17 protein-coding genes are annotated in these 16958 nt (G+C 58.7%); 9 read left to right on the top strand and 8 right to left on the bottom strand.

Going from position 1 to position 16958, the window contains the following annotated elements; translation table 11 throughout:
• Positions 1–10: 10 nt before the first annotated feature.
• Entirely contained in the window at positions 11–508 is a 498-nt protein-coding gene (locus L2D14_07575) for a response regulator (GenBank protein WNK01278.1), read from the bottom strand.
• A gap of 177 nt (positions 509–685) precedes the next feature.
• On the opposite strand from L2D14_07575, the gene L2D14_07570 reads away from it, so the two are divergent.
• Positions 686–2497, top strand: a complete 1812-nt coding sequence (locus L2D14_07570; protein WNK01277.1) for an ABC transporter ATP-binding protein/permease — start codon at positions 686–688, stop codon at positions 2495–2497.
• Between the two features lie 100 nt (positions 2498–2597).
• Here the strand turns inward: L2D14_07570 and L2D14_07565 are convergent, their stop codons facing one another.
• The 3 genes from L2D14_07565 to L2D14_07555 all read right to left on the bottom strand — a co-directional run bounded on the left by L2D14_07565 (position 2598) and on the right by L2D14_07555 (position 4438).
• Positions 2598–2948, bottom strand: a complete 351-nt coding sequence (locus tag L2D14_07565) for an endonuclease domain-containing protein (protein WNK01276.1) — start codon at positions 2946–2948, stop codon at positions 2598–2600.
• A 94-nt stretch (positions 2949–3042) separates the two neighbouring features.
• Positions 3043–3918: a PA2778 family cysteine peptidase gene (locus L2D14_07560; GenBank protein ID WNK01275.1), complete on the bottom strand. Its 876-nt coding sequence runs from the start codon at positions 3916–3918 to the stop codon at positions 3043–3045.
• A gap of 94 nt (positions 3919–4012) precedes the next feature.
• Positions 4013–4438 (bottom strand): PA2779 family protein, encoded by a 426-nt coding sequence (locus L2D14_07555; GenBank protein WNK01274.1) that lies wholly within the window; start codon positions 4436–4438, stop codon positions 4013–4015.
• Positions 4439–4932: 494 nt separating this feature from the next.
• Between L2D14_07555 and L2D14_07550 the strand changes: the two genes are divergently transcribed.
• Positions 4933–5829, top strand: coding sequence for an OmpA family protein (locus L2D14_07550; GenBank protein ID WNK01273.1), 897 nt, complete (start codon positions 4933–4935; stop codon positions 5827–5829).
• 81 nt (positions 5830–5910) lie between these two features.
• Here L2D14_07550 and L2D14_07545 read toward each other — a convergent pair whose 3' ends face one another.
• A complete protein-coding gene (locus tag L2D14_07545; protein WNK01272.1) occupies positions 5911–6582 on the bottom strand; it encodes a Crp/Fnr family transcriptional regulator in 672 nt (223 codons plus the stop codon).
• 305 nt (positions 6583–6887) lie between these two features.
• Here L2D14_07545 and L2D14_07540 point away from each other — a divergent pair, with 305 nt between their 5' ends.
• Positions 6888–7220: a YnfA family protein gene (locus L2D14_07540; GenBank protein ID WNK01271.1), complete on the top strand. Its 333-nt coding sequence runs from the start codon at positions 6888–6890 to the stop codon at positions 7218–7220.
• On the opposite strand, the gene mnmA is transcribed toward L2D14_07540, so the two are convergent.
• Together mnmA and L2D14_07530 are read right to left on the bottom strand one after the other, a co-directional pair.
• Complete coding sequence (gene mnmA / locus L2D14_07535; GenBank protein ID WNK01270.1) at positions 7217–8335, bottom strand: tRNA 2-thiouridine(34) synthase MnmA; 1119 nt, start codon at positions 8333–8335, stop codon at positions 7217–7219. The genes L2D14_07540 and mnmA overlap by 4 nt on opposite strands.
• A gap of 95 nt (positions 8336–8430) precedes the next feature.
• The gene (locus tag L2D14_07530; GenBank protein ID WNK01269.1) at positions 8431–9237 is read right to left on the bottom strand and encodes a DUF599 domain-containing protein; all 807 of its coding nucleotides are present in this window, start codon (positions 9235–9237) and stop codon (positions 8431–8433) included.
• Between the two features lie 82 nt (positions 9238–9319).
• On the opposite strand from L2D14_07530, the gene L2D14_07525 reads away from it, so the two are divergent.
• Both L2D14_07525 and L2D14_07520 read left to right on the top strand, forming a co-directional pair.
• Entirely contained in the window at positions 9320–9748 is a 429-nt protein-coding gene (locus L2D14_07525; protein ID WNK01268.1) for a DUF983 domain-containing protein, read from the top strand.
• Between the two features lie 94 nt (positions 9749–9842).
• Entirely contained in the window at positions 9843–11027 is a 1185-nt protein-coding gene (locus tag L2D14_07520) for a HAMP domain-containing sensor histidine kinase (protein ID WNK01267.1), read from the top strand.
• Between the two features lie 72 nt (positions 11028–11099).
• Here L2D14_07520 and L2D14_07515 read toward each other — a convergent pair whose 3' ends face one another.
• Positions 11100–11615, bottom strand: a complete 516-nt coding sequence (locus L2D14_07515) for a hypothetical protein (GenBank protein WNK01266.1) — start codon at positions 11613–11615, stop codon at positions 11100–11102.
• Positions 11616–11802: 187 nt separating this feature from the next.
• On the opposite strand from L2D14_07515, the gene L2D14_07510 reads away from it, so the two are divergent.
• The 4 genes from L2D14_07510 (at position 11803) to L2D14_07495 (ending at position 16951) form a co-directional block, all read left to right on the top strand.
• Entirely contained in the window at positions 11803–12522 is a 720-nt protein-coding gene (locus tag L2D14_07510) for a response regulator (protein WNK01661.1), read from the top strand.
• A complete protein-coding gene (locus L2D14_07505) occupies positions 12519–13979 on the top strand; it encodes an ATP-binding protein (GenBank protein ID WNK01265.1) in 1461 nt (486 codons plus the stop codon). The genes L2D14_07510 and L2D14_07505 overlap by 4 nt, the downstream gene beginning before the upstream one ends.
• 64 nt (positions 13980–14043) lie before the next feature.
• Positions 14044–14637, top strand: coding sequence for a hypothetical protein (locus L2D14_07500; protein ID WNK01264.1), 594 nt, complete (start codon positions 14044–14046; stop codon positions 14635–14637).
• A gap of 175 nt (positions 14638–14812) precedes the next feature.
• A complete protein-coding gene (locus L2D14_07495; protein ID WNK01263.1) occupies positions 14813–16951 on the top strand; it encodes an adenylate/guanylate cyclase domain-containing protein in 2139 nt (712 codons plus the stop codon).
• Positions 16952–16958: the final 7 nt, after the last annotated feature.

The raw sequence follows: 16958 nt of genomic DNA, 5'->3' as shown, positions 1-16958 counted from the left end.
CTTTTCCGCCTTACTGCGCATCACGGCGGCGTTCAGTGCCCATGTACGGCTCGGTTCGGCGCCGGGCGCGGCGGTCGGGTCCGAAAAACTCCCCGACGCGGACAAACGGACGCTGATCGTCGATCACCGTGCACAGTCTGCGATACAGAGCTGCTGCCGAAATCGGTTTGGCGAGGAACGCCGTCACGCCCGCATCGCGGGCCTGCTTGACGCGATGAAGCTCTGTGAAGCCGGTCAGCATGATAACAGGAAGATACGGGTTCGGACTGTCCAAATCCATACGGATCTGCTTCACCAGGTCGAGACCGTCCGTCGGCGGCATGCGCCAGTCGGTAATGACGATGTCCGGCTCTTCATTCTTGACCTCGTCGTATGCCTCGTTGGCATCCGCGGCCTCGAACATTTCCTTGACCCCGAAGCCGAGCAGGAAGCTCTTGATCAGCGAGCGCATGGGCCTGCTGTCATCGGCAACCAGAACCTTTAATGTTTCGAAGTCGTAGCCTGACATTAAACTCTCAGAATCCCCACGGCGCCGTCAGCATATCACCTAGACACCCGTTATTCACGCCATACCCGCACCCTGTGGATGCTTTGTATGGCGAAATGAAGCGCGCACCCTATATAAAGGGGGCCCCAACTGCAACGCGAGAACGCCATGCGCAGCCGCCAGCCCGGTCCGGGCCCAATGACCAGAACCGGTGAATGGACGACCGTCAAAACCCTGCTGCCCTATCTTTGGCCGAGCGGCGAGACGGGTTTACGCGTGCGCGTCGTCGTCGCCATGGTTTTGTTGATCGCGGCCAAGGCAACGAACGTCTCGGTGCCTATATTTTACAAACAAGCTGTCGATATCCTGACAGCCGGCGGGAAAGTCGATATCGCCATCAGCGTACCGGTCGCGTTGATCGTCGGATACGGCATCTGCCGCGTCGCCGCGATGGCGTTCGGCGAGCTGAGAGACGCCGTTTTCACCCGCGTCGCGCAGCGCGCCATCCGTCAGGCCGGGCTCAAGACCTTCCGTCACCTGCACCATCTGTCGATGCGGTTTCATCTCGAACGCAAGACCGGCGGTGTGGCGCGCGCCGTCGAGCGCGGCACCAGCGGCATCGAATTCCTGCTCCGCTTCATGCTGTTCAACGTGCTGCCGACGATCCTCGAAGTCGTCATGGTCTGCGGCATCCTGTGGAAACTTTACGGCTTTGCCTATGCGGCGCTGACGCTGGGCGTGCTCAGCGTCTACATCGCCTGGACGCTGTTGGTCACGGAATGGCGGCTGAAGTTCCGCCGCGCCATGAACGAGACCGACAGCGAGGCCAATACCCGCGCCATCGACAGCCTGCTCAACTTCGAGACCGTCAAGTATTTCGGCAACGAGGATCACGAGGCCGGCCGCTTCGATCAGGCCTTGCAGGCATACGAGCGCGCCGCCGTCAAAAGCGGCACCTCGCTGGCGTTTTTGAATATCGGCCAGGCGGTCATCATCACCATCGGCGTGACGGCGGCGATGATCATGGCCGGCTACGGCGTCGCCGACAAATCCATGAGCGTCGGCGATTTCGTTTTGGTCAATTCGTACCTGATCCAGATATTCATGCCGCTCAACTTCCTCGGCTTCGTGTACCGCGAGATCAAGCGCTCGCTGACCGACCTGGAAGCGATGTTCGAACTGCTGCGCGAGCCGGGCGAGATCACCGACGCCCCCGACGCTCGCCCGCTTAAAGACGGGCCGGGACGGATCGACTTCGATCATGTCGATTTCGCCTATGACCAGCGCCGGGCGATCCTCAAGGATGTCTCGTTTACCGTGCCGGCCGGCAAGAAGCTCGCCATCGTCGGCCCGACCGGGTCCGGCAAGTCGACGATCTCGCGCATCCTGTACCGCTTTTACGAGGTCGACGGCGGCGCGGTTAAGATAGACGGCGAGGATATCCGCGACGTCACACAGAAAAGCCTGCGCGCCGCCATCGGCGTGGTGCCGCAGGACACGGTGCTGTTCAACGACACGATCTTTTACAACATCGCCTATGGCGCGCCGGGCGCATCCCCCGCCGCCGTCGAGAATGCAGCCCGTCAGGCGCACATTCACGATTTCATCATGAGCCTGCCCGACGGCTATCAGTCCAAGGTCGGCGAGCGCGGCCTGAAACTGTCGGGCGGCGAGAAGCAGCGCGTCGCCATTGCGCGCACCATCCTCAAGGACCCGCGTATTCTGGTCTTCGACGAGGCGACCTCGGCGCTGGACTCGCGCACCGAGCAGGACATTCTCGCCAGCTTCAAGGATGTCTCCGCCGACCGCACCACCCTGACCATCGCGCACCGGCTGTCGACCGTGATCGACGCCGACGAGATTCTCGTGCTTCAGGATGGTGCAATCGTCGAGCGCGGCACGCACCCGGTACTACTGAAGCAGGACGGCACCTACACGGATATGTGGCAGCGCCAGCAGCAGGCGCGCGAAGCCGAGGCGAAGCTGGACGAACTCGGGACTGGGGACTAGCCCCCCTCACCTGTCCTCTCCCCCGCTGCGCAGGGGAGAGGGACTCACGCATACACGCCCAGTTCCGCTCATATCCCTCTCCCCCTTTCAGGGGGAGAGGTTAGGTGAGGGGGTATTTGGCTTGAAGCGCCTGCAGCACCAGATGCATCGCCCCTTCAAGCTCATGCAGAACCTGATCGTTTCGAAGGCGTAGAACGCGATACCCCATGTTCCGGAGATAGCTGTCCCGCCGCGCATCGTACACCAATTGATGATCGTGACTTTTCCCATCGATTTCGATGACAAGGCACTTTTCTGCACACAAAAAGTCGACGATATAAGGGCCGATCGGGACCTGTCGGCGGAATTTGAAACCCTTCAGTCCCCGTGCGCGCAACACGGCCCAGACTTTCCGTTCGGGTGGTGTCATGTCACGGCGCAGACGGCGCGCTCTGCTGAATGCTGTGTCCATGAACTGAGCTATGCGAGGTGTAGAGCGGTTTTTGACAACATCCGCTCATTTTGTTCTCCTCTCCCTCCCAAGGGAGAGGGGCCGTGCCAAGCGATCAGTTGGTTTGCCTGGCCCGGATGGCGGCAAGGGTTTCCCGTGCCGTGGCTTCGGAACTGCCGCCATATTCAACGGCTTTCAGAGCGGCTTTTTCAGCCGCTTCAAGCGCGCCTTGCAGCATTAGAACATGCGCCAGGTTGTTCAACGCCACGGCATTGTCCGGCTGACGACGCACTGCCGCTTGCAGACTGCTCGCAGCATCCTGCAGACGGCCTTGCACTATTAATATATTTGCAGCGGCAATTAGCGGCGCTGAGGCATTGGGCCAATGACCGGCCGCCACGCTAAAAGCGGTCAGGGCGTCCGTTGGCTTTCCTGCCCGCTCAAGCCCGAGGGCTTCGTGCAACCATGCAGAAAGGGATGTGTTTTCGGGGATGGGTCCCTCTGGTCCAACGACGACGACCCCCCAGAACTCGGCGCGGCGCCAGGTGTGCTCGAAGGTCGTCATTGGCATTACCTGCCGGCGTGTCGTGCCGGAGCGCAGCACTACGGTTTCCGCGGGCAGATCAAAACCGACCAGGACGGCGTAATGCCATTGCGGCACAAGTTCCAGTGCCAGATTTTGTAAAATCAAAACCGGCCGCCCATGGGCGATGTTCATGAACGCCTCGCCCATGTCATGGACGGGCAATGCAAGTCGGCCCTGACGGCGCGTCCCGGTAAGTATTTCTGTTTGCAGGGTGCCTTGCCGGCCCGGTGTATAGATGCTTTTTGCAAGGTCTTCGGGATTGATCTCAAGACCCGATGTATTCAATACGGTCGCGAGTGCCGCAGGTCCGCAGAAGTACTGCGTTTGTGCAAAAAACGGCACATCGGTCAACTCGGCGAATGCGGGCAGACCTTGCGGCGGTGACGCCGTGAGTTGTTCAGTCATGGGCGTCGCCGCACAACCTCCCAACGTCACCAGCATCACCAGTACCGCAATGAACCGTATCTTATAATTGTAACGTCGCATTGGCCGTAGATACTCAGGTCGGGTTCGCCGAACCTTTGTTGGTCCAACCGAACACACTGGTAAAGCCGAGCAAATCGGTAATCAGCAGAATAATGAAGATCAGAACGATTGCACCGATGATGCCGCCAATAGCGCCCTGCCCTGCTGGTGAACTTTTAATTTCGTTCGCAAGCTTGGCAACTTCGACATCGCTAAGCGCAGCGACACGAAGATTGGCTTCGTCGGCGTTGACACCGAGCTGCTCGAACTGCGCGCGCACATCGGCACGGCTCATAAAGTCATTCACGAGATCGCGGTCGCCCTGCACTGTTTGCTGTTCAACAACCTGATTATTATTAACAAGTGCGGCGCTCACCGGAACGATCGGCATTAACGTCACACTGAATGCCGTGATGATGGCGATCGCAACTGCTTTAAACCTAAATTTTTTCGAAACCATTTTTGTTATCTCCGTTTATATAAATGCGCATTATCGGCGGTAGGTTTACCACCGGGATCGTGCCGTCACGCCATGTACTGCCGCGTGAGGGTGTCATTTTAGAAATGCAAGCTCGAGAACCGGAGCCGTCAAACAACCAAGGCGGACAGCGGGATATCTCGTTTTAGAAAATCAAGAGCGATAGAAATAAAGGCCGGGCCACGCATGAATACTTCGACCAAGTCAGCAAATGTAGCACAATTCCTGTTTTACAGAAAGCTTTCTTGTTTATTAGTTTAATTATTTTGTTAGATTTTTCACAAAATATTTAATTATTAAAATAGTAATTCGTACTTATTCTTTTATTTTTATAACGTGTGCAATATTGAACATCGCCGACACTTGCGTTGTTGTAGTGATAATGCACTTCCCTGCCTGGAAAAGAAATTTTAGCCGCGCCCGGCAAAAAGAGGCGCGGCCAGCAATCTTATGTCATCTCAGAGAGGATGAATTGAATGAAATCGATTAAATATCTATCCGTTATCGCCCTTGCCTCCGTACTCGGCGCCTGTGCCGCACCGACGCCCCAGGATCTTAACGTCTCGCAGGTACGCGGGCTGCAGGACAAGGGCAATGAGTTCCATGCCGCGCTGCACCGTGATTACACGGCCCTCGCGCAGAGCGAATTGGACGAAGCGGATCGCGGGGATACAGACTACTTCAACACCAAAGCACGCCAGGCCGCAGCCAACGGCAATGTTCTACCGACCAGGATGGATGAGCGCAGCATTCCGAGTGCATATGTCAACGAACTGGCACAAGCACGTGGCAACCTGATGCGGGCATTGGATGCCGGCGCCGCGACACGCGCCCCGTTACCGAGTGCACGCGCGCAGACCCAGTTCGATTGCTGGATGCAGGAACAGGAAGAAAATTATCAGCCCGACGATATCGCGGCATGCCGCAAAGGGTTCCTGACGGCCCTCAACCAGACCAATGCGATACTCGCCGCCGTCGTCAAGCCGATGGTGCAGCCGAAAGCCGCAGCAGCCCCGGCACCGGCCCCGAAGCCACTTATCGAAATAGCCACCTACACGATTTATTTCGACCACAACAGTTCATCGCTGAACAGCAAGGCCCTTGCGATGAATAATGAAATAATCGCTGCGATCAAGAACACAAAAGCAACCAGTGTCACGGTCAACGGTTATACCGACCGTTCCGGGACCAATGCCTATAACAGGCAGCTCGCGGAACGACGCACCGCGACCGTCACCGACGCCATCGTGGCATCCGGCATCAAGCCGAAGGTCGGTTACCAGTCGTTCGGTGAAACCCGCTCCGCCGTGAAGACCGCTGACGACACCCAAAATTGGGCAAACCGCCGTGTCGTGGTTATCTTGCAGAAATAATCCTGCACGCTACACACACCAAGCCTGAATTGACGGCGCCGGATTAAAACCCGGCGCCGTTTTTCAATGCTAAAACCGCTTCTAATCGTGAACGATGATATTCAACAACGCCGAGTGAACCTTGAGTTCGCCGTTGTACTCGATCAGGCCGAGCTTGCGGAACTTGTTCATGAAGAAGTTGACGCGGGCGCGTGTCGTGCCGACGGTTGCCGCCAGGTCTTCTTGACTGACCTTCGGGACGACTGTCTCCAATCTCCCTTCCTTGCCGAAATTCGCCAACAGCAGCAGCGCCCGCGCCAGACGCTTTTCACTGGAATTGAACAACTGGTCGACCAGATCGGCTTCGATCCTGATGTTGCGTGTTAGCAGAAACGACATGAACATTTCCGAAAGCTCAGGTTGTTCGTGCATGACACGGATCATGGCCGCCTTGTCGACGGTAACCGCCGTGGTCGGTTCGACCGCATGCGCAGATGCCAAATAGCATTCCTGACCGGCAAGGCAACCCTCGCCCAGAAACTGACCTGCACCAAGGGTTGCGATGATGCCTTCCTTGCCCTGATCGGAGACAACGGTAATCTGCACTTTGCCTTTCTCGATGTAGAAGACGGATTCTGCGGCATCTCCTTGTCTGAAGATAAAGTCCTTGGCCTGATATTTGACGCTGCGCCGGCCGGTCCCCACCGAGGTAAGGAAGAGCTTGGCATCGAATTTCATCGACGGACTTGCCGGTGCTGAGTTTTTTGCTGTCACGTTGTCTCTCTTTCAGTTTCGAAAAGAATCCCCGGACGGCGCAAATGTCGGACCGTTTGCAGGGGTTGCTTGTATTCTGGGAGGCACGTGAAAGTGTTCTATGCAAAACGAACACACGTTATAGAAATGTTGTTCTATGATTCCGGTACAATAGCAAACCTTTTGATCCAGCCCGTGTGTGCACGCCTCTCCCTCGCTCAGCAGGGGAGAGGGACTCTCGGATTCACGCCCAGTTCCGCACATATCCCTCTCCCCCTTTCAGGGGGAGAGGTTAGGTGAGGGGGTGAACCATGCTAAGGTAACCCATGCAGCCGAGTGCCCTCCTCATCTATATCGCCGCCGCGATCTGCGAGATCGCCGGGTGTTTTGCCTTCTGGGCCTGGCTCAGGCTGGCAAAGCCGGTCTGGTGGATCGTCCCTGGTATATTCGCGCTGATCGTTTTCGCGTGGCTGCTGAGCCGCGTCGATGCGGCTTTTGCCGGGCGCGCCTATGCGGCGTATGGGGGGATTTACATTCTCGCCAGCATGGGCTGGATGTGGCTCGTCGAGGGGGCGAAGCCCGACCGCTGGGACGGCTTCGGCGTCATGCTGTGCGTGATCGGCGCGCTGGTGATCCTGTTCGGACCGCGCGCGGGTTAGTCGCGGACGATCCAGCCGCCGCCGAGCACCCGGTCCCCGTCATAGACGACACACGCCTGCCCCGGCGCGACGCCGGGCTGCGGTGTATCGAAGCGAACATGCACGCTGTCCGCGCCCTGATAGATACCCGCCGCCACCGGGTCGGTGGTCGAGCGGACCTTGACGGTCACGGCACGGGGCGTTTCATCGAGCGGCACGTGATCGAGCCAGTTCAGATCGCTGACGCCTATTTCCGCACACAAGAGCGCGTCCTTGGGGCCGACGATGACGTTCTTGGTGTCCGGATCGATTTTCACCACGTACAGCGGCTCACCGGTGGCGACACCGAGGCCTTTGCGCTGGCCGACAGTGAAATTGATGATCCCGTCATGGGTGCCCAGAACATTGCCGTCCAGATCGACGATCCGGCCCGGATCACAGGCGCCGGGGCGCAGCCGTTCGACGACGCGGGCATACGAACCGTTCGGCACGAAACAGATATCCTGGCTTTCCGGCTTATCGGCGACCGGCAGATTGAAACGCCCGGCATGGCGGCGGGTTTCCGCCTTGTCCATGCCGCCCAGCGGGAAGCGCAGGAAATCGAGCTGCGCGCCGGTGGTCGCGAACAGGAAGTAGCTCTGGTCTTTGGAACGGTCGACGGCGCGGTGCATTTCCGCGCCATGCGGCCCCAGCATCTGGCGCACGTAATGGCCGGTGACCATTGCCTCTGCGCCGAGATCCCTGGCCGTACCCAGCAGGTCGTGAAACTTCACGGTCTGATTGCAGCGCACGCACGGGATCGGCGTCTCGCCGCGCAGATAGGTATCGGCGAAATCCTCCATCACCTGTTCGCGGAAACGGCTTTCATAATCCAGCACGTAATGCGCGATGCCGAGCCGGTCGGCGACGCGCTTGGCGTCATAGATATCCTGACCGGCGCAGCACGCGCCTTTTTTCTGGATCGCTTCGCCGTGATCGTAAAGCTGAAGCGTCACGCCGACGACGTCATAGCCGGCCTCGGCCATCAGCGCCGCCGTGACCGAGCTGTCGACCCCGCCCGACATGGCAACGACGACGCGCGTGTCCGCGGGCGCCTTGGCCGGGTTAATCAGCGATTGCAGGTTTTCGGTGCTCATTTGCGGGAATATACGCTTTCGTCCTGCGATCACAAGGGAGAGGACGAGATTTTACCCTCTCCCAAGGGAGAGGGGTGTGGAAGGACGCATACCCCTCAGTGATGTTCGCGCAGTTCCTCGAGAACCTTCAGCGACAGCGAACGGAAATCGCGCCGGTGCAGCATGGTAATGACGACGATGGTCGAGACCGCCAGCAAAAGCGGATGCAGAAACCACGGCAACAGCCCGAGGCCGAAGGCATAGGCGCGCACGCCCAGGTTCTGGTTATGCTGGGCGCGATCCAGAAAGCGCGCCATGTGGCTCGGGTATTCGCGGCGGATAAGCTCGTCGCAGTCAACCGGTTGCGGCGCCGCGCCGAGCAAAACCAGCATGTTATTGAACAGCCGGATCGCCCAGACGAACTTGAAAAACGCGAACACGAAAATCGCCGTCAGGATGATCAGTTGTATTTCCATCAGGCCGCGGCTGGCGGCGCGGGCATACGGCAAGCCGGCAATGATCTCGCGCACGTGCTCGATCTGGCCGAGCATCGCCAGCGCACCGGCCATCAGCAGGATCGTGGTCGAGGCGAACATCATCGCCGAGCGCACGAACGATACCGTGATGTTGACGTCGGGCATGCGGTTCTCGCGTTCCAGCATGCGTTCCATCCACCTGAGCCGGTAGTCGTTCATGACCACGGCAACGGGCCTGCGGTCGCGCGCCATCTTGTCGGCGTACATGGAATAGCCGATCCAGCCGGCGAGGAAGAACACGAGCGCGCTCAGATCGTAAACCGGAATGTAGATGTCCATGCCTTGTGTGCCGTTGCCTATGTTTTGCAGGCTGTCATGCTTGGCTGCGTTATTCTGCAGACCATACAGGGCCCCCGCGCCGTGTTCCAGCGCGGGAAATCTGTCCACCGCATGACTCAACGAAAGATTCAACCCAATTTTTTTGTCATTATTTCTTGTTCATAATAAACAATCATGATTTATAAAGCGCATGAATACAGTCTTGGATCCCGCCGTACCGCCGGTCGCCCCGAACAGTACACCATCAGGAACATTTCCCGTACCCGGTCTAGCGACATTGTTGTGGCGGGGATTTCGCAAATCCTGCCCACGCTGCGGTAAGGGCCGCCTGTTCAGGAAGTTTCTGAAAGCCACGGAAAATTGCGCATCGTGCCAGCAACATCTGGGGGACATCCGCGCTGACGACTTCCCGCCGTACCTGACGATGGTCGTGGTCGGGCATATTATCGTGCCGCTGATCCTGTTCACCGAACGGGAATTCCAGCCGTCCATTACGCTGCATCTGTCGGTCTGGCTGCCGGCAACCGCGGTATTGGCATTCTGGTTCTTGCCGCGCCTTAAAGGTATGATTATTGGCCTCATGTTGCACTTAGGTTTACGCGGCGACGAACGGCAATAATATTAAACCTATTTTAGGTCATTGAATTAATCTTATTTATTTCTTGTTGAAGATCCCTTAAGCTCTCTGGGAAGATGAGATTAAGAGAACCGGCATGCAAGATGGACCTGAAAAACCAAATACAATCAGGGATGTAACCGAACGCAAACGGGTGGTCGACCACATCCTGCGTTACGAGTTGTTCCGCCATCGCGACATTACGGAGCGCTTGCGTACTCTTCTTGACATCGACCAGAAACCCGGTGCGTTCAATCGTTCAACCTGGGACATCCTGTATTATCTGATACAGTGTTATTTGCAGGACATCACACCGAACGTCACCGACATCTATATCACGACGGGTCTTTCCAAGGGCACGGCGATTACCGGGCTCGCCGAGCTGGAACGGCGCAAGGCGATCCACAAGGTCCAGGACCGAAGCGACGCGCGGCGCCGGCGGATCGGTATTTCCGACAGCGTCATCTATGAGGTCGAGCTTTTTATCGTCGAATGCGGCGAACGGCTCGGACAGGGGTACGACGCCCCGTTCGATTCTCTCACAAGCAGTGAAAACCGCTTCCAGACGCGCGAAGATTTCGCGCCGGGCCAGGAACCGCTGATCGACCTGCTGAACCAGTTGAGCCATCAGTTGCGGACGCCGTTAACGGCGATTGTCGGGTTTTCGGAAATGATCGCGGATGAAACGCTCGGCCCGGTGCAACCGGCCGGGTATGCCGAATATGCCCGCGATATCCGCCATGCCGCATCGCATCTTCTCGACGCCATGAACAATCTGGTCGACACCACACTTGCCGAATACGGCGTCAACATTCCGCTTGGCCCGTTGATGCAGATCGACATCGAGGAGATCGTCGATACGACCTGCCGCGAAGCAGCCCAGGCCGCCGACCGCCGCGGTGTCATGCTGCGCCGCAAGTGGAGTTCCCAGAAGGGACGTGTTTCCGGAGATCAGGACCGGTTGAAACAATGCATCCGGCGGCTGATCGAAGCGACGATCATGTCAACCGGACGCGGCCACACGATCGATGTCGAAACCGCGTTCGAGAAAGACACCGGCATAACCCTCAAGGTTATATCGCCATCGAAGCCGGTGCTGACGGCGCGTCCAGAAGCGCAACGAACGATCGGTTCCCCCGGTCAAAACGGGCTTATGCAGGGCTTGCCGTTGATCCGCGCCATCGTTCAGGCGCACCGCGGCACGGTCGAGTGCACCGAAGAAGGGCCAAGACGCTTCGTCACCCGCATCTTCCTGCCCGAAACCGCAACGGCCAGACCTTAACAGGCCTGGCCGTTCAATGCCGGTTTGTCCGTTCCGGCGGACCAGCCGGCGGAACGGTCGATACCGTCAGTGTCAGTTGTTACCGTGATGACGGCGTGACCCCATGTGGTCCTCGCGGTCGATTTTGCCGTCTTCGTTACGGTCCATCCAGGTCATCATGCGCGAATATCTCTCGGAGAAATCCTGCTCGCTGATCTTCCCGTCACCGTCGTTGTCGTGCTTCTGGAACCGGTCGACCATACGCTCGCGCATGGCGTCCATCCACAAAGCCTGATACTCGTTCAGATCGAGCATGCCGTCGGCATTCTTGTCGAACGCCTTGAACTTCTTGGCCCGCTCGGCGGTCACTTCTTCCACCGTCAGCGCACCGTCGTTGTTGGTGTCGTAGGTTTCCATCATGTGCATCATGCGCATGCCGCCACCCATCATGCCGTGGCTGCCGCCACCCATCATGCCGTGCTGGCGTTCGCCCTGCCCGCCTTCGCAGCGGTGCGAACCGCCGTTGGCGTGTGCTGTCACGGCATAACCCGCAACCGCGAGACCGGCGACGACACCAAGCGTGGCGAGAAGTTTTGTTTTGTGTTTCATGTCATAAACCCTTTTTCAAAAATGCAGCCCGAAATCGGGCATGCGATGAAAATAGGCGCCGTTTGTCGCAGAACTATGCCGCGCGAGAGGGTGTTTTGTCGTCAGTTGTCGCAACGCCGGCGTCTGTGACATTCAGATACAATTTTCCTGTACAGACGCGGGCTGCGTGAACGTTATACAATGGCGCATGGACAAGACGCCGCACATCCTGATTGTTGACGACAACGAGGAAATCCGCACCCAACTGGCCCGCTACCTGGGCAAGAGCGGCATGCGCACAAGCATCGCCAGCGGCGGCGCGCAACTGCGCGAATGCCTCAAGGCGGCCGCGCCGGACCTGGTCGTCCTCGATGTCATGATGCCGGGCGAGGACGGACTGACACTGACCCGCTACCTGCGCGACAACACCGACCTGCCGGTGATCCTGCTGACCGCGATGGCCGACGATACCGACCGCATCATCGGCCTTGAGGTCGGCGCCGACGATTACGTCACCAAGCCCTTCAATCCGCGCGAACTGCTGGCCCGCATCAAGGCGGTGATCCGCCGCACCAATTCCCTGCCCCGCACGGATCGCGAACCGAGCGCAGACAGGCTTTCCTTCGATCACTGGACCCTGGACACCAAGCGGCGCGAACTGATCGACGCCGACGGCGTATCGATGCCGCTTTCGACGGCGGAATTCCGGTTGCTGAACATCTTCCTGCAAAGGCCGGGCATGGTCCTGAGCCGCGATCAGCTGCTCGACCTGACGGCAGGCCGCGAAGCCGCGCTGTTCGACCGCGCCATCGACAATCAGGTGAGCCGCCTGCGCAAGAAGATCGAGGCCGACCCGAAAAAGCCGGAACTGATCCAGACCATCTGGGGCGGCGGCTACAAATTCACCGCGGACGTCACGCGGACATGACACGGGTCTTGAATTTCTTCAAGCGGCTGTGGCCGAAGCGCCTGCTGGGACAAACCGTCCTGCTGGTGCTGATCGCGCTGTTCATGGCACAGATCATCGTCGCCCTTATTGTCCGCAGCGAAGCGCGCACTTTTTACAGCGGCGCGGAAGTCCGCTTCCTCACCGAACGCATTGCGCCGTATGCCAAACTGATGGACGAGACACCGCCGGTACAGCGCGATCAGCTCGCCAGCGTCTTGTCGAACCGCCGCCTCACCATCTGGCTCAGCCCGGAGGCCGCCGTGTCTGCCGTTGCCGTGCCTTCCACGGACGATACCGAAGGGTACCGCTGGCACGCACGCGATCTGGCGTCGAGCCTGGCGGCAGAGTTGAAGGGAATGCACAAAGACCGCATCCGCGTTTTCCACCAGGAACACGACAGCGCTCATGACCGCATGCACCCGAAGTCCATGATCATGAATAACGCCCTCAATCACGTCCGTCTGCCGGATAGGGTAAAACGCAGCGACACCATTATCTCGGTGGCTCTTGTCGGCGATCAGTGGATGAATGCGGCGCTCAGCACACCGCCGCCCCGTCGCCTGATCCGTCCCGATGCATGGTTCACGTTTCTGATTGCTGCCTGTGCCATCACCTTTATCGTATTCATTGCACTCGGGCGTATCACCCGGCCGCTCGGCGCGCTTTCGGAAGCGGCGCGAAAACTCGGCCGCGGCGAAGACGTCGAACCGTTGAAGGAAAACGGGCCCGACGATGTGAAGGACACGATCCGCGCCTTCAACGAAATGCAGGACCGCCTGAAGACGTTCGTCCGTGAGCGCACAAGGATGCTTGCGGCCATCAGCCATGATTTGCGCACACCCATCACCGCCTTGCGGCTGCGCGCCGAGATGCTCGACGACACGGAAGCCAGCGAGCGCATGATCGCCACCCTTTCCGACATGCAGGACATGATCGAGGCAACGCTGGCGTTCGCACGCCAGGAATTGTCAGACGAGCCGACCCGGCCCTGCAAGCTGGCGGAGCTACTGGAAGCCGTGATCGGCGACCTTGACACCCTTGGCCATGAAATCGACCTGTCGGTCATCAACTCGCCGGTTTATCCCTGCCGTCCGCTGGCGCTCAGGCGCGCGCTTTCGAACCTGATCGAGAATGCCGCGCTGTACGGCCAGAAGGTCCATGTCACGCTGGACCTGCAGAGACGTTCACCGACCATCCGCATAGAGGACAATGGCCCGGGCATACCCGAAGATCAGATGGAGCGCATTTTCGAGCCGTTCGTGCGCCTTGAAACCTCGCGCAGCACCGAGACCGGTGGCAGCGGGCTGGGCTTGTCGATTGCCCGCGACATCATCCGCCGCCACGGCGGGGACGTGACGCTTGAAAACATGGAGCAAGGCGGTCTGCGCGTAACGGTGACCCTGCCGCCGGTCAATGAACAGGGGGCAGGCACCTGACGGCCCCGTTGCAATCCATACTCATAACACCACCAGACAGATCCCGGCGCGAAAGGACTGCGCAATGTTAAAGAAACTGACCCTGATCATGTTGTCCCCGGTTTTCATTTTCGCGGCACAGACACAGCTATCGGCACAGCATGCCCACCCCTCGCCATATGCCGGGCAGCAGCTACGCGAAATCAAGAGCCTGTCCGCCGAAGACATCGCCGAGCTGCAACGTGGCGGCGGATGGGGACTGGCCCGGGCCGCCGAACTGAACGGCATGCCGGGACCGGCGCACCTGCTGGAACTGAAAGATGAGATCGCGCTCAGTGCCGAGCAGATCGAACGGATCACCGCGCTCTATCAGGACATGCATGCCAAGGCGGTCGAGGAAGGTGAAAAATTCATCGCTCATGAACGGGAACTGGATCGCCGTTTCCGGGACGCGACGATGAACGATGCCGATCTTCGCGCCTTACTGGCAGAAATTGCCGAAAGCCGGGCTCGCCTGCGCTTTATTCACCTGTCGACGCATCTGATGACGCCCACCATCCTGAGCCGCAAGCAAATCGACAGATACAATACGCTGCGCGGCTATGGCGCCTCACCGTGCTTGAGCGTCCCCGAAGGCCATGATCCGGTGATGTGGCGCCGCCACAACAACTGTGACTGACTGTCAATCCACGGCTGGTGCGAAGCAAAATAATTACGTCACATTGCTGACAGGTATTACGTATATAAATATTATCGTGCACGTTATACGATAACGGGATTAAGTAAGATTTTGCGGCTCCGCCCCGGCGAGACCACAACATAAAAACAGGAGGTCGGGCGTTCCCAGTTCAAGCATGATCAAACTCCCCCTCAGGCTCACGATCACATCCGCGTTCACACTTTTCATGGTGCTGATTGTGTCTGCCGTTGCAATCGTCAATTACATCGGCAACCGGGACGCCATCTTTGAAACGGCAAAGACCAACATCGCGAAATCGGCGACGACTGCCGAGCAGGAAATAGAACTGCTGCTGAGCCGGGCTTTTAATGCCGCCGATACGATTGCCGGACTGCCGAAAGATCTGTTCAGCTGGCAGACCCCCGAGGCCTTGCTGGGGACGCTGACCGTCAGCCTGAAAACCAGCCCTGAAATCTACGGTGTTTTTGTCGGCTTTCCCGATGGCGCTTTCGTGCAGGCCATCAACCTGACCGCACCGAACGGGGATCGGCGTGCCGTACCGGGCATGCCCGCCGATGCGGTGACGGCGTGGCGGGTCATTCGCCCGGCCATCGTTGCCGACGAGCGCACCGAGACCTGGCGCTTTTTCAACAGTGATCGCGTTCAAATTGCCGATCCCGCCAGCGTCGCGACAAAAGCAACGAGCTACGATCCCCGCACCAGACCATGGTTCATCGATGCACAGAAAGCCGCTCAGCCGGTCATCTCGCCGGCGTATGTATTTGCCAGCTTGAAAAAACCCGGGGTTACCGTGGCGCAGCCCCTGTACAATTTCAGCGAGGCGACCGTCGGGGTCGATCTGTCGCTCAATGATCTGGCCGGTCTCACATACAGGGTGCAGCCCGGCAAGAACGGCGTTGTCGCCATCCTCGATGCGGAACACCGTGTCATCGGCTACCCGCAACCCGAAAAAATCGTCTCGAATGACGGCAACGGCGTAAATGTCGATCTCGTATCGGCATCGGAGATCGATGATCCACGCATCAGGAAAGCCATCGAACTCGGCGCATCCGCATCGGCATCACATATCGATTTCCAGATCGGCGGACAGCAATACCTCGGCTACATCAGCCGGCACGCAGAAGACAGTCTCGCCAAATGGAATATCGTCAGCGTCGCCGCGATCGGCGATTTCACAGGCACCCTGATGGAAACGCTGAACCGCTCGCTGCTGATTGCCGCCATCGTGCTGGTCATCGCCGTGGCCGGCGTAAGTGTCATGGCGGGCTGGATCTCCTCACCGGTCATCGGGTTAAGGGGTATGGCCGATCAGATCACCAATTTGAATCTTGGCGACATCAAGGGCTTCGATTCTCCTTTCGAGGAAATAAACCGGCTGCAGATGTCGATGGACAGCATGCGGGGTGCGCTCGACATGTTCTTGCGGTTTGTCCCCCGCGACGTCGTCCGCGAGCTGATCAAATCCGAAAAGGCCGTAACCGTCGGCGGAACGCGGCGCGAGGTGACGCTGCTGTTTACCGATATTGCGTCCTTCACCACACTTGCCGAACGCATGACACCGGAACAGATCATGTCCCAGACATCGGAATATTTCGAGGTCATGTCACTGGGAATTCAGGCCAACCGCGGCACCATCGACAAATTCATCGGCGATGCGATCATGGCGATCTGGAACGCGCCGAGCGAAGACCCTTTCCATGTCGACAACGCATGCCGCGGCATGCTTGCGTCATACTATATCTCAAAGGATCTGAACGAGGAATTCATCGCCAAGGGGATGGCGCCGCTGAAAACGCGTTTCGGATTGCATACCTGCGAAGTTCTGGTCGGCAACGTCGGCGCCCGGGACCGGATGCAATATACCTGCCTCGGCTCGGGGGTGAATCTCGCGGCCCGGATCGAGGGGCTGAACAAGTTTTACGGCACCCAGTTACTTGCCAGCGATACCGTCCGGCGCAATGCGTCTTCGGACTTCCTGTTCCGGCGCGTCGACATCGTCGAAGCCAAGGGAACGACAGTCCCGCTGACGATCTATGAACTGATGGGCGAACGCGGCGAGGATGCCGCCTTCTATGTCGGCGCGGATATGATCAAGCTTGCTTCCAAATACGAACAGGCTTTCGATTTTTATCTGCACCGTGACTTCGCCGACGCGCTGTTCATTCTCGATCAGCTGGCCGGGCAATATCCCGACGATGCGGTGGTCGCCCAACTCCGGGCCAAATGCCGGTCCTTCGCCGAAACCCCGCCGCCGCCTTCATGGAACGGCGCCACCGTCCTCGACGAGAAATAAGCCGGGC

Source organism: Thalassospiraceae bacterium LMO-JJ14 (genome assembly GCA_021555105.2).
Taxonomy (GTDB): Bacteria; Pseudomonadota; Alphaproteobacteria; order Rhodospirillales; family Casp-alpha2; genus UBA4479.
This window is presented reverse-complemented; position numbering and strand designations above follow the sequence as displayed.